The 11808-nt window shown below is 69.1% G+C and carries 14 protein-coding genes; 9 read left to right on the forward strand and 5 right to left on the reverse strand.

Translation table 11 applies throughout. The annotated features are described in order from the left end of the window. Positions 1-28: 28 nt before the first annotated feature. Positions 29-1162: an NAD(P)/FAD-dependent oxidoreductase gene (locus ABD830_RS53995; protein ID WP_345003441.1), complete on the reverse strand. Its 1134-nt coding sequence runs from the start codon at positions 1160-1162 to the stop codon at positions 29-31. A 131-nt stretch (positions 1163-1293) separates the two neighbouring features. Here ABD830_RS53995 and ABD830_RS54000 point away from each other — a divergent pair, with 131 nt between their 5' ends. Further along, a complete protein-coding gene (locus tag ABD830_RS54000) occupies positions 1294-1458 on the forward strand; it encodes a hypothetical protein (RefSeq protein ID WP_345003442.1) in 165 nt (54 codons plus the stop codon). 950 nt (positions 1459-2408) lie between these two features. Here ABD830_RS54000 and ABD830_RS54005 read toward each other — a convergent pair. Further along, a complete protein-coding gene (locus ABD830_RS54005) occupies positions 2409-3278 on the reverse strand; it encodes a LysR family transcriptional regulator (protein ID WP_345003443.1) in 870 nt (289 codons plus the stop codon). A gap of 116 nt (positions 3279-3394) precedes the next feature. Between ABD830_RS54005 and ABD830_RS54010 the strand changes: the two genes are divergently transcribed. The 5 genes from ABD830_RS54010 (at position 3395) to ABD830_RS54030 (ending at position 7391) form a co-directional block, all read left to right on the forward strand. Next, entirely contained in the window at positions 3395-4054 is a 660-nt protein-coding gene (locus ABD830_RS54010) for a dihydrofolate reductase family protein (RefSeq protein ID WP_345003444.1), read from the forward strand. Between the two features lie 99 nt (positions 4055-4153). Beyond that, positions 4154-4726, forward strand: a complete 573-nt coding sequence (locus ABD830_RS54015) for a cysteine dioxygenase family protein (RefSeq protein ID WP_345003445.1) — start codon at positions 4154-4156, stop codon at positions 4724-4726. A gap of 417 nt (positions 4727-5143) precedes the next feature. Continuing rightward, on the forward strand, positions 5144-5905 hold the full coding sequence (locus ABD830_RS54020; RefSeq protein ID WP_345003446.1) for a GNAT family N-acetyltransferase: 762 nt from the start codon (positions 5144-5146) through the stop codon (positions 5903-5905). Beyond that, positions 5896-6147 carry a hypothetical protein gene (locus tag ABD830_RS54025; RefSeq protein ID WP_345003447.1) on the forward strand — a complete coding sequence of 84 codons (252 nt, stop codon included), beginning with the start codon at positions 5896-5898 and terminating at the stop codon, positions 6145-6147. Before ABD830_RS54020 ends, ABD830_RS54025 begins: the two co-directional genes overlap by 10 nt. Before the next feature lie 26 nt (positions 6148-6173). Next, positions 6174-7391, forward strand: a complete 1218-nt coding sequence (locus ABD830_RS54030) for a WD40 repeat domain-containing protein (RefSeq protein WP_345003448.1) — start codon at positions 6174-6176, stop codon at positions 7389-7391. Positions 7392-7533: 142 nt separating this feature from the next. Here the strand turns inward: ABD830_RS54030 and ABD830_RS54035 are convergent, their stop codons facing one another. Further along, positions 7534-8190 carry a GOLPH3/VPS74 family protein gene (locus ABD830_RS54035; protein ID WP_345003449.1) on the reverse strand — a complete coding sequence of 219 codons (657 nt, stop codon included), beginning with the start codon at positions 8188-8190 and terminating at the stop codon, positions 7534-7536. A 243-nt stretch (positions 8191-8433) separates the two neighbouring features. Here ABD830_RS54035 and ABD830_RS54040 point away from each other — a divergent pair, with 243 nt between their 5' ends. From ABD830_RS54040 to ABD830_RS54050, 3 genes are all read left to right on the forward strand, one after another. Next, the gene (locus ABD830_RS54040; protein WP_345003483.1) at positions 8434-8811 is read left to right on the forward strand and encodes a cellulose binding domain-containing protein; all 378 of its coding nucleotides are present in this window, start codon (positions 8434-8436) and stop codon (positions 8809-8811) included. 548 nt (positions 8812-9359) lie between these two features. Beyond that, on the forward strand, positions 9360-9815 hold the full coding sequence (locus ABD830_RS54045; RefSeq protein WP_168018783.1) for a matrixin family metalloprotease: 456 nt from the start codon (positions 9360-9362) through the stop codon (positions 9813-9815). A 47-nt stretch (positions 9816-9862) separates the two neighbouring features. Continuing rightward, a complete protein-coding gene (locus ABD830_RS54050) occupies positions 9863-10465 on the forward strand; it encodes a hypothetical protein (protein WP_345003451.1) in 603 nt (200 codons plus the stop codon). On the opposite strand, the gene ABD830_RS54055 is transcribed toward ABD830_RS54050, so the two are convergent. Both ABD830_RS54055 and ABD830_RS54060 read right to left on the reverse strand, forming a co-directional pair. After that, positions 10455-10805 (reverse strand): hypothetical protein, encoded by a 351-nt coding sequence (locus ABD830_RS54055; RefSeq protein ID WP_345003453.1) that lies wholly within the window; start codon positions 10803-10805, stop codon positions 10455-10457. The two genes, ABD830_RS54050 and ABD830_RS54055, sit on opposite strands and share 11 nt — an antisense overlap. Before the next feature lie 360 nt (positions 10806-11165). After that, positions 11166-11687: an ATP-binding protein gene (locus tag ABD830_RS54060; RefSeq protein WP_344987708.1), complete on the reverse strand. Its 522-nt coding sequence runs from the start codon at positions 11685-11687 to the stop codon at positions 11166-11168. Positions 11688-11808: the final 121 nt, after the last annotated feature.

Below are 11808 nucleotides of genomic sequence, written 5' to 3' on the forward strand. Positions count from 1 at the left end.
CTGCGGCTGCCGGCGCTCGCTCGGGCCGTCACAGGGGGAACCGCTCCGGGCGGAAGTCCGCAAGCATCTCATCTCGCTTCCCGCTGAGGATCTCCGCAGCGAGCAGCCGGCCGATTACCGGCCCGAGTGTGATGCCACTGTGGGAAACGGCCTCGTAGTAGCCCGGCACAGACGGCACCGCTCCCACCGAGGGGTATCCGTCGGCTGGGATGGGCCGGTTGGCTACCCGTGTCTCTACGATGCGGGAGTCGCCGAGCTCGGGAACGACGTGCCGCGCCGATTCGTGGAGCCGCCGTCCGAGCTCCGCCGGATCTTCGCCCGTGTCGATGAGCGCGTCGACCTCTCGGCTGTGGAGGACCATCGAAGCGTCTCCGTCAGGACGGATCTCGATATGAGGCGCGTGCATGGCCCGGCGAATCGGGACCTGAGCACAGCTGATCCGGGTGACGACGCCGGGCTCCCGGCGCATCGGCAAGTGCCGTGCGACGAGCTCGGCGACGTGGGCGGCGCTGGGGCCTGCTGCGTTCACGACGATGTCGACGTCGAGGCGGCTCCCATCGGATAAGGCAACTGTCCGGATGCTCCCGTCGGCACCGGTGCCGATGTCACAGACCGCGGTGCCGGACCGGTGTTCGGCGCCGGATGCGACGGCCTGGCCGACCAGGCGGCCGACGAGATGACGTCCGTGCACCCAGGCTTCGTCGGGGTAGAACACGACTGGGGTTTCGCCGGGCATCGCCAGAGCAGGTTCGAGGCGGCGGCGCACCTCGGCCCCCGTGCACACCTCGACCCGGTAGTCCCAACGGGCCAGCAGCTCGACTGTTTCCAGGAGCTTCGCCTCCGCTGCGGGATCGTCCGTCCAGCGCAGGTGGCCGCTGGGGTACCACCATGAGTCCGGCCCGACGGTCCTGGCAAGCTCACGGTACGCCGCCATGCCCGCGACGTTCAGGTCGAAGTAGGACTTGCGCGCGGTCTTGTTGCTGGCATTGACCCACGAGAAAGACCAGTTGGTGACGCCTTCGCCCGGCTGGCCTGCGTCGATGAAGACCACCTCGGCGCCGTGCCGGGACAGGTTCCAGCCCACGCCGGCTCCGAGGATGCCCACTCCGATGACTGCGACACGTACAGGCCGCTGCACGGACCCGTTCCTCACGAACGCCACCTTCCCAGATCACGGGCGAACTGCCGTTTCCAGTATGCAAACATGTGGAACGGCGAGCACTACGAACGGGACCGGCAAACGCTCCTGAATCGGGTGCTGCGCTCATCGGCACACCACGTCATCTGGACGCGTTGACACGTCGACATACGGAGCAGGGCACAGCGGACCACCCCGAACAGCCGGCCGCCACGATGGCGGACAACCCGCCCAGCCGCCCCACCGGGCCGCACCACCTGCCGGACGGCATGCCGAGCCGTTCCAGGCCGTCTCCCGCCGCGACGACGCGGCACATGTGACCACGCCCGTGCCCGCCCGCCGGCATCCCCGGCATCCCCGGCGTGGCCGGCTGGCCGTCGCTCTCGCCGGAGGGGCGCTGGCCGCGGGGGCCCTGCTCGTCGTGACCACCGTCGTTCCCCCGGAGGCACCGCACCCCGGAACCTCCCAGAGCGCGATCCCCCGCCCTACCGCCCGCCAGATCCTGCTCGCCGCGGCCGACGCGATCGCCACCGCGCCCGCGGAGGGGGACTACTGGCGGATCAGACAGCTCACCAGGTCGATGATGATCGAACCCGGCCGCGCCTACGTTCTCCAGCGCAGTCTGTCGGAGGAGCGGTGGCTGGCACGGCGCCCGGACGACCAGGGCTGGCGGATCAGCCGTGACCTCGGCGCCGCACCCGCGACTCCGGAGGACGAGGCCGCCTGGCAGGCGGCGGGCTCACCGTCCAGTTGGCAGTACGCGACGGACACCGCCGGTCTGAACGCCACCTCGAACGAGAAGGTGCGGGCCACCCCGGCCAAGCCGGAGTCCGTCCGGCTGACGGGCGCGTGGCAGGGCTCGGGGGGCATGCTGCTGATGAAGCCGATGACCTGGGCGGACCTCGGCAAGATTCCCAGCGGGCCCGACAAGCTGCGCGCCTATCTGGAAGGGCGCATCCGGGCGGTGTCCGGATCGGCTGACCTCCAGCCGCGGCTGCGCGAGGCCTGTATGCAGATCCTCCGCGGCCTGGCCGTCTCCCCCGATGTTCGGGCGGGGGCGTACCGGCTGCTCGCGACCCTGCCGGGCATGCGGGCCGACGGCGAGGTGGCCGATCCGCTGGGCCGCCGCGGGCAGGCGCTCAGCTACGAGGTGGAGGCGAGTCCCGGCCGGACGACCGAGATCCGGGCCGTCAGGGCCGACGTAGGGGGCGCGCCGTGGCGGCGCGGTGGATGTCGCTTCGGCGGGCGCGCATGCGCCGGACTGGCTTTTCTACCGGGCGGAGTCCTGGATGGCTTGGACCAGCGCGATGCTGGCGGGCGGGTCGGGTGGATCGCCGTAGGTGGCGGCGTAGAGCCGGCGGGTGAAGCCGGTGAGTTCGGTGGCGTGAATGTCGGGTCGGCGGTGGGCTTGCAGCGCGAGGCCGGGCAGGGTGGCGACGCCTTTGCCTGCGGCGACGAGGGCTTGCACGACGACCATGTCGTCGCTGAGTGATGCGATGCGTGGAACGAAGCCTTCGTGCCGGCACAGCGTGATCAGCTCGTTCTGGCAGCGTTCGCAGCCGCCGATCCATGCGGAGTGACGATGGTTCGCGATGCTGTCGTCGGGTCGCCCGCTTATGAGATAGATCGGGTCGTCGCCGACGTGGACGAGGCGGAATCCCCCGTCCTCTTCCTCGACCGGGGCGCCGGCGTACCGGAAGATGAGTGCGACGTCGATCTCGCCGCCCCGCAGCATCTGCAGCGCTTCGACCGGGTGACGCTCGATCAGGATCAGCTCGAGTCCCGGATGCGCCTGGTCCAAGGCGGCGGCCGCCTTCGGCACGATCGTGCTCAGCGTCGACGCGTTGGCGGCCAGGCGGACCCGCCCCGCCCGCAGACCGATCTGCGCTGCCAGCTCGTTGGTCGCCGCGTCGACCCGTCCCACGATCTCGGTGGCCCGGTTGGCCAGCAGTCGCCCTTCAGGGGTCAACCGGATCCCACGGCCCACCCGCTGGACGAGCTTCACGCCGGTGGCCGCTTCCAGGCGAGACAGGTGATGACTCACCGACGGCTGCGTGTAGTGCAGCTCTCTGGCTGCCTCGGTCACGGACCCGTGACGTGCCACCGCGGCCAGAACCCTGAGATGGATCAGGTTCAGCATAGATAGAAGATATCAATGTGAATGTCGATGTATTGGCATTAGACGTCATCTATCGATCCGGCCATGCTCACTGGTGAGGGCGCCGGACGGCGGCGCCGAGCCGACCGAGGAGCATGATGAGCAAGCTCAGGTGTCACATCTCGATCTCGCTGGACGGGTTCGTCGCCGGCCCGAACCAGAGCGAGGAGAACCCGCTCGGCGAAGGTGGCGATCGGCTCCACGACTGGGTGGTTCGGCTGGCAGCCTTTCGCCGAGCCCACGGCGAGGAGGGCGGCGAGGTGACCGAGAGCACACGGGTGTTCGAGGAGTCGATCGACAACATCGGCGCCGGGGTGATGGGCAGGAACATGTTCGGCCCCATCGGCGGCGGCGCCTGGGGCGAGGAGCGGTGGACGGGCTGGTGGGGTGAGAACCCGCCCTTCCACTACCCCGTGTTCGTCCTCACCCATCACGCGCGTGATCCGGTGCAGATGGAGGGAGGGACCACGTACCACTTCGTCACCGACGGCATCGAGTCCGCGCTCGAGCAGGCGAAGAAGGCCGCCGGCAACAAGGACGTCATGCTGTGGGGCGGCGGCCACATCGCTCGGCAGTACCTGGCGGCGGGGCTGCTGGACGAGCTCGAGCTGCACGTCGTTCCGGTGTTGCTCGGTGGCGGTTCCCGCCTCCTCGACGACCTCGGGGACGCGGATGTACGACTCGAGCAGATCCGGGCGGTCGAGGCGCCCGGCGTCACCCACCTCAAGTACCGGATTCTGCCGGGTGCCGCGTCATGATCGACACAGCGATCATCGTCGACAGCGCCCGGCCCGGACACAACCCCATTACCCTGCCGGACCACGTCATGGCCTGGGGCGCCGCGCTGAAGGAGCATCATGGAGCCTGATCGTCTGCGGGCCTTCATCGACGACGTGGGACTCGTGGTGCGCAGCACCGGCGACGAGCACGAGATCACGGCGCGGATCGCCGAGCGGCTGTCCGCTCTGCTGGCCGGCGGTTACCGGCTTCCGCCGGAGGTCACGCGATCATCGTCCGCGCGTCACCTGACGTATCCGCTCTACATCGCTCCCGACGGCAGCTGGTCGATGGCATCCGTGGTCTGGGACGTGGGTCAGCGGACCAACGTGCATTCGCACGAGACGTGGGGCGTCGCCGGCATCTACGCGGGAGTCGAACACGAGCTCCGCTACCTCAAGCCGACGACGTCCACCGCGAGCGCGCCACTGACACCGGCCGGCGAAACGCGATGGGCGCCGGGGCAGGTGACCGTCTGCTGCACCACTGACGATGATGTCCATGCCGTCGCAGCCGTCGGCAGCGAACCCACCGTCGGGATCCACGTCTACGGCGGCGACATCGGCACGATCAGACGGCGGTCGTACGACCCCGCCACCGGCGAGGCCCGCTGGTTCGTCTCCGGCTGGGACAGCCCTGGGGACGTGCCCTGAGGACGCGGCACGCCGATGGCGACGTGGGCGGGCCTGGTGGCCCGGCTGCCGGCCGCCGAGCGGCTGGCCCGGGTACGGGCGGATCGCCTGCTCGGTCGACCCCGGCCGCGGTATCGTCCTGCTCGCCGCGCTCCCCCTCATGCTCAGCTGCGCGGAACACGGATGCCGCCTGGAAAGCATCCACGAGGTTCGCCGAGCCCACCGCTACGGCGAGCCGATGACCCCCGCCCGGTGCCGGACGCCATCGCCGCGCTGGACCGGCTCACCTTCGAAGGCATCGCCACCGGCGAGCGTCACGCTGCCCCAGCGCACGGTGCACGTCGGGGTGTGGCTGCGACCTGGCCTGAAGATGACCCAGTCAGTTCGCGTGGAATTGGCCCGTGTGCTGGGTCAATTGCACGCACTACCCTCGGCGCTATGACCATGGGATCCACCTCGACTGACCAGCCCACCTCCTTGCCCTTGGCCGAGGTGCCGATGCGTCAGGCCCGCAACTCCGCCGCTTTTTGGATCGCGACCGGGCGATGCCGGGGGCATGAGGTGATCCGGCGCCGCGGATTCGTCGCGATCGGCGGCGACGAGCGGGCAGGGCTGCGGATCTTGATCCAGGAGCCCGCCCTCGATCCGGGCGAACTGGCTGAGTTGAGCGAGCTGGCCCGCCTGGCCGCGGGCCCGGTGAATGCCGAGGATCCGTTCAGCTCGACCGACCTGAGCCACCTGGGCCTGCGCAGCTGGCAGATGCCGGTGATGCTGCGCCCGCCCGGGCCCGTCGCCGAGCCATCGCTGGAGGTGATCCGGGTACGGCGGCTCGAGGACCTCCAGGCGGCCGAACAGATCGTGATCGAGGGCTTCGAGCTGGCCGGATTCGAGCCCTACCGCCCCGGCGAGCTGTTCCCGACGACGCTGATCGAGCAGCCGGGCGTGGAGGTGTTCGTCGCATCCCACGACGGCGTGGCCGCGGGAGCGTGCGTCAGCGTCGTGGACGACGGTGTCGGCAGCCATTACTGGGTCGCGACGTCGCCGGCGTTCCGCTCGCGTGGCGTGGGGCGGGCCGTCATGCTCGCCTCCCTGGCCCACCTCGCGGATCTACCGCTCACCCTCACCGCATCGAAGCTGGGCAGGCCACTGTATGAGTCGCTCGGTTACATCGCCGCGACGCCCTCGACCTGGTGGGCCTGAGCTGGTGCCGCGAGCCGCCGGGGATCCCGGCGTGGACCAAGCGGCTGACGGTGCCGGACTCCGAGGCCCGCCGCCGGGGCCAGGTTCGGGAGGACTTCGTGCTGGAGGGCCTCTACTGGGAGGCCGGCACCGCCCGGCTGCTGCGACCGGCATTCGTGATGTGGCCCTCGGAAGGCCGATTCGACCCGCAGGTGCGGGCTGGTGGCGTTGCTGGCCCCGCCGTACGCGCTGATGATTTCTGACGGTGGAGATCTCTACGCTGCCCCGTATGAATCGTGAGCGGATTCTCCTGACCCATCCCGGCACCTCGAAGCCCAAATATCTGGAGCTCCGGGCCGACGGGGTCGAGCTGCACCGAAGCTGGTGGACCGGTGCCGGGAAGCCTCAGGAGCGCATGAAGTCGTTCGGCAGCGGGCGCGCGGCACGCGAGGCCCTGGAGAAGATCGTCACCGAGAAGATGCGTGACGGGTACGCCGTGCTGCGCGACGTCGCCGCGACCGAGCCGGGCGACGTCCTCGTCCAGTGCGCGACGCCGGCTACCAACGGGATCGTCGCGTTCGCCCTGCACCCGGACGGCGGCACCCTCGCGGTCGCCCGCGGCATTCCTGACCGGGTCAGGCTGCGGCTCGACTCCGAGGTGCAGACCGTCGACTTACGGACCGGCGCCCGCCGGGTGGTGTACGCCGATGCGTCGCGGAACTCAGCGGTCCATGACATGGCATTCGAACCGGACGGATCACACCTGACGTTCACCGTCCGGAACACAAGCAGCCGGGAGGACACGAGCCACACGGTGGCACTCGCCACCGGTCACGTTCAGCGCCTGCCCCACACCCGCTTGGGGCGGGACGCCGTCGCCGGCCGGATGCTGGTGGCCGACGATCGCACGTTGCGCGTGCTGGGCCCGGATGGCCATTCGTGCCTCGATCTTCCGGCGGGCGAGCGCTCGCAGACCGGCACCGCCGCCCTGTCTCCGTCGGGCCGGCTCGTCGGCCTCATCCACCACCCGGACAACCGCGATACGGAGTACGACCTCGAGATTTGGGATGTCGACACCGGCCGACGAGTGCTCGGTGCCCCGTACCCCTTCCCGACGAGAGCCGATAATGCCCGTGGGCTCGGCAAGCTGATGTTCGACCGGACCGAGCAGCTTCTTGTTGCGAGCGATGAGACGTTGGGATGCTGCGGTATCTCGGTGGAATCCGGTGCCGTGTGCTGGACGATCGAAGACAGGTTGGCTGACGTCGCGCTGTCACCCAATGGCACCCGGCTCGCTGGCGCCCGCATCCAAGGTCCGGTCATCGTTTATGACGTCGCGACCGGACAGCCGCTGGAGCCGCGCTTCGTCGTACCCGGCGAGCCATCACTCTATTACCGCACGGTTGAGTTCTCCGCCGATGGCCAGCTGCTGGCGGTCGGCGACCACCCCGGCCGCGTCACGGTGTTCCGGTTCGACGGCCTGGAGTTCACCAAGCCCGGCGGCTGACCGGGCGGGCGTTCAACGCTCGCGGCGTTCGCGTTGGGCACGAACATGGGAATCCGGCAGATGGCCGCTGGCCCGCTTCAACGCTCTGAAGGCGGACACGCCGGTGCCGAAGGACGTCATCGACACCGGTAACCAGAGCGGCTCAGCCCGTGGCGGTGGTCGTCGCGGCGACGGTCGCCGCGGTGATCGTCGTGATCATGACCGCGTTGATGGCGGCGATGGTCTGAGCGACCGCGTCGGCCGTCCAGGCGCCCTCCGCGATCTCCTTGACGCGCTGCTTGTTCGCCTCGGGGAAGGCCTTGCGGTCGAGCTTGGCCGCGTGCGCGATGGCGATCAGGACGGCCGTGCGGGCGTCGGGGTCGGCGCCCGCCAGCGCGCTGATCACCCGGTCCCTGACCGCGGCCTCCACGTCCGGGTTGGCCTCGGGCCAGCGCGTGGTTGGGAAGATGCCCAGCACCTTGCCGCGCTGCTCGGTCAGCACGCCCGACTCCGCCAGCCTCGTGAGCAGGCGCTTGCGCAGCTTGGCCGACTGCAGCCGCTGGACCCACCAGGCGGGCTTGCGCTCCTTGCCCTCCTCGGCGATGCGGGTCAGCGTGGCGTCCAGCTCGGAGTCGCCGAGCGGGGACGGGTCCTTGACCGTCACCTTCTTGTCCGACAGCTCCAGCCGACCGTTGACCGCCAGCTCGGCGAGGAGCGCGCCAGCGAGGGCCGGGTCGAGCTGAGTCCCGGAGACGAGCTGCGTGCCCTTCTCGTCGTTGTAGGTGAGCAGGAGGAGTTCCTCGGCGATCGTCACAGTCATGCTTCGACACTAACCTCCCAGCCATGACCATCTCGGAGAAGTTGCACGCCGTCGGCCGCCCGTTGCTCCGGGCGCAGCTCGAGTGCTCCGCTGGGGAAGAATGGATCCCACCGGCATCTCCATGTACCGCAACAAGTGCCCGTACACGCCGTCGCCGTCACCCAGCCCGTCACCCTCGCCCTCCAGCAGCCCATCACCCCAGCCCACAGGCGCCTGCACCGCGAACTACCGCACGGTGAACTCGTGGTCGGGCGGCTACCAGGGCGAGGTCACAGTGAAGGCAGGCACTCGGCGGTCAACGGGTGGACCGTCAGATGGACGCTGAGCAGCGGTCAGTCGATCTCCCAACTGTGGAACGGCACCCTGAGCGGCAACAGTTCCGCGGTGACGGTGTCGAACACCTCGTACAACGCCTCGATCCCGGCCTCCGGCACGACCACGTTCGGCTTTCTCGGCAACGGTGCCCCGTCCCTGACGTATACCAGCCCGTGGCCACAACATGATGACCGCCTTCGTCGAAGCCGGTGGGGACTCCGGCAGCTGGCCGCGCATCTCTGGGACGGGCTCTGGCTCGGCAACGGCGACATTGGCGCCTACACTCGCGAGACTGCCGGCTGCTGAAACGGACGTGTTCGCGTTGCTCGGACGCGTGGCGCGCCTACATGCGGCGCTCGACCGCCACCGTGAACCACTCCGACCGGCTCACCCTGGCCCAGAACGTCAGCTTCCTCTGACGCTCCGGCCCTCCATGCCCTCAGGCCCCCGGATCCCGCGGCCGAACGCCGCGGGCCGCGGGGGTCACAGCGATTTTTCAGGGTCGATGTCCGGGCAGTTTCCGCGCACCTGGGAGGACCGGCCGATATGACGGAGACGATGGTCTCCGGAACTCTGCGTTGATCTTGTGCGTATAACTGCGCGTCGAGTACCGTCACAGCGTGCAAACGGTTTCCGCCGACGTGAACCGCCCATAGTAAGAACGCCTCGGCGAAACCGCGCCGGCCGCCCGTCCGGGCGCGACCGGTGACCGCGCAATTCCTCCACCCGTCACGCTGTTCCGCCCTGCCCGAGAAGAATCGAAGTGGATCGTGGCATTGTCAGACCTCCGCGCCCGGAACGCGAAAAGAAAAGCCTCGCGACTGCTGGCCGCGACTCTCGCCGGCATCGTCTGCGTGAGCATCAGCGCGACCCCCGCGTCCGCACACTGGAACGGGACGGGCCAGCTCATCGCCCGCATCGGCATCTACCCCTACAACTACAACGACACGTGGCAGAAGCCGATGAACAAGGCGCTGGCCAACTGGAACGCCACGTCCTCCCCCGCCGACATCTACAAGAACCGGAACTCCGGCTCGACGATCACCGTGAAGTCGTACCGGAACACCTGGTACGGGCACTACACCCGATGCGGCGACAGCTGCCTGTACATCAAGCTGAACAGCCGCACCATCAACCGGGACGCGAGCAATTTCTCCAACTACGTGACCGGCGTCTTCGTGCACGAATTGGGGCACGCGCTCAATCTCGCGCACAACAGCACCACCTCCATCATGAACAGCAGCAGAAATCGCGACACGATGACCAAACCGCAGTCGCATGACGTCTCGGACGTCAACGCCTATTACTGACCGGCCCCGCCCGACGACATTCACGAGGAGAACGGGAGTCGAAGTCGATGAAGGCTCGAATGCGGCGGCTCGGGGTGGCCGCCCTGGCTGTGCTGTTGCTGTCCGCCTGCGCGGCGGAGGAGAAGAACGTCATCTACGCGGCCGACTATCCGGCGTACGACAGCGCCGACGCGCTGTTCGCCGGGGCGAAGCTGGTGATCGAGGGCCGGCTGACCGGGACCAAACGGGTCATGACGGAGGTCGAACCGGCGGACGACGGCACCGAGACCGATCCGCAGCTGAATCCGAACGCCGGGGCCACGCCCGACGCGGAGGCTCCGCCCGCCGGGCCGCCCACGGTCATGACGGTCAGTTCCGTCGAGGTGGTCAAGGTGCGCAAGGGGCTGGCCCGGGTCGGGCAGGTCATCCAGGTGAAGGAGCTCGGCGGCACGCTGGACGGCGTGACGTACGAGGAGGCGGACGCGACGCCGTTGAAGACGGGCGTCACGTACATGCTGTTCCTGGAGACCTATCCCGACTCGCCGGCCTCGCTCCTCAACCCGGAGCAGGCGAAGTACGTCGTCACCTCGGCGGGCACGTATTCGGCGATGCCGGACAACCCAGTCAAGCTTGAGGACGCCGACGTCCAGCGGTTGTCGATCAAGGAGTGAGACCGTGGGACCGCCCCCGGCCCCTGGAGCGGGACGGCGTCAGGGCCTGTGGGGCGGTCAGGTCGTAGACGCGGCGGGCGTTCCCCGCGCCCACCATGGCCGCCACCCGCGCCGCCTGGCCCGCCGACCATTCCCCGTCGGCCACGAACTCGCCCAGGACCCGCGCCAGCGCCCGGAGCCACGGCGTCGCGCCGAGATGGTGCAGCTCGGCCGGACCCCACACGTCCGAAGAACAGCAGAGCTTGGCGAACGGCGCCACCTCCAGGCTCTGCGCCACCACGGGCCTCCCACCGGGCACCTCCCAGCAGGCGCCGGGCTTCAAGGAGGCGCCGCTCGTCAATCAGGTCACGCACCCTTTGCCAGTGGCGTCCCGAGCGGCGCGGCTGAGGGTGCGGGCGAGTGTCGTCTTCCCAGCGCCGGACGGGCCCACGAACAGACCGGCATTCCACCGCCGCTCCTCCACCGGGAGCACGGCCGACCCGGAATTCGTTAGCTTCTCCTCCAGCGGCACGTCGAACATGCCCTGAAGCTGGAGAACCGGGCGGTGCGGCGTACGGGGGTGGCGAGCGTGATGTCCGCGCGCACGGCGGCTCCCTTCCAGGATAAGGGGTCACGATCCCGTCACTCGGCATTCGGGTTGCCCGCCCGCAGATGACACCGTGGTGCTGGGCTGAGCTGGGCCCCTGGATGCGTGCGGACCTCAGCTCTTGACGGCCTCCGCGATCTGCAGGGCGACCTCGGCGGGCGTGAGGTGCGTGGTGTCGACGACCTCGGCCTCGCCGTGCAGCCACGTGCGGGCCGCCTCGGCGTAGGGCTCGAGGTACTCGAGGCGGAACGAGGAGGGGCCAAGAACAGTGTCCCCCTCGATGCGCTCGCGCAGGGTGTCCTGGTCAGCGTGGAGGACGAAGTGCCTCACCGGGATGGCATGGTGGGCGAGGCCCGTGCTGATCTCGCGCCAGTACTGCTCGACCAGGACCGTCATAGGGATCACCAGAGTGCCGCCGATGTAGTCGAGCACGCGGCGGGCGGTCTCGACCACGAGCGGCCGCCACGGCGGCCAGTGCTGGAAATTGCCCATCGAGGGCAGCCTTGGCGTGATGTCCATGAGTGTCTCGCCGACCTTCTCGGCGTCGAACACCCGTGAATCCGGAATCAGCGGCTGCACGAGCGCACTGGTCGTCGTCTTGCCTGCCCCATGGGTGCCGTTGAGCCATACGATCACGGGATCCGATGCTAGCGCTGTGCGGGCCGAGGAACGGGCACGGCAGAAATCCACAAACTCTGGGTGCCCTGACATATGTCCGGCCGATGTCCTGTCGTTGTCCTGGTCCGCCCTCGGCGGG

This window comes from Nonomuraea helvata (assembly GCF_039535785.1).
Classification (GTDB): domain Bacteria; phylum Actinomycetota; class Actinomycetes; order Streptosporangiales; family Streptosporangiaceae; genus Nonomuraea; species Nonomuraea helvata.

Bases quoted from the DNA above. Each gene is read 5' to 3' on its own strand.
- ABD830_RS54020 (WP_345003446.1), top strand. From the start codon at position 5,144: ATGACCATGGGATCCACCTCGACTGACCAGCCCACCTCCTTGCCCTTG.
- ABD830_RS54050 (WP_345003451.1), top strand. From the start codon at position 9,863: ATGAAGGCTCGAATGCGGCGGCTCGGGGTGGCCGCCCTGGCTGTGCTG.
- ABD830_RS54015 (WP_345003445.1), top strand. From the start codon at position 4,154: ATGGAGCCTGATCGTCTGCGGGCCTTCATCGACGACGTGGGACTCGTG.
- ABD830_RS54010 (WP_345003444.1), top strand. From the start codon at position 3,395: ATGAGCAAGCTCAGGTGTCACATCTCGATCTCGCTGGACGGGTTCGTC.
- ABD830_RS54030 (WP_345003448.1), top strand. From the start codon at position 6,174: ATGAATCGTGAGCGGATTCTCCTGACCCATCCCGGCACCTCGAAGCCC.
- ABD830_RS54005 (WP_345003443.1), bottom strand. From the start codon at position 3,278: ATGCTGAACCTGATCCATCTCAGGGTTCTGGCCGCGGTGGCACGTCAC.
- ABD830_RS54035 (WP_345003449.1), bottom strand. From the start codon at position 8,190: ATGACTGTGACGATCGCCGAGGAACTCCTCCTGCTCACCTACAACGAC.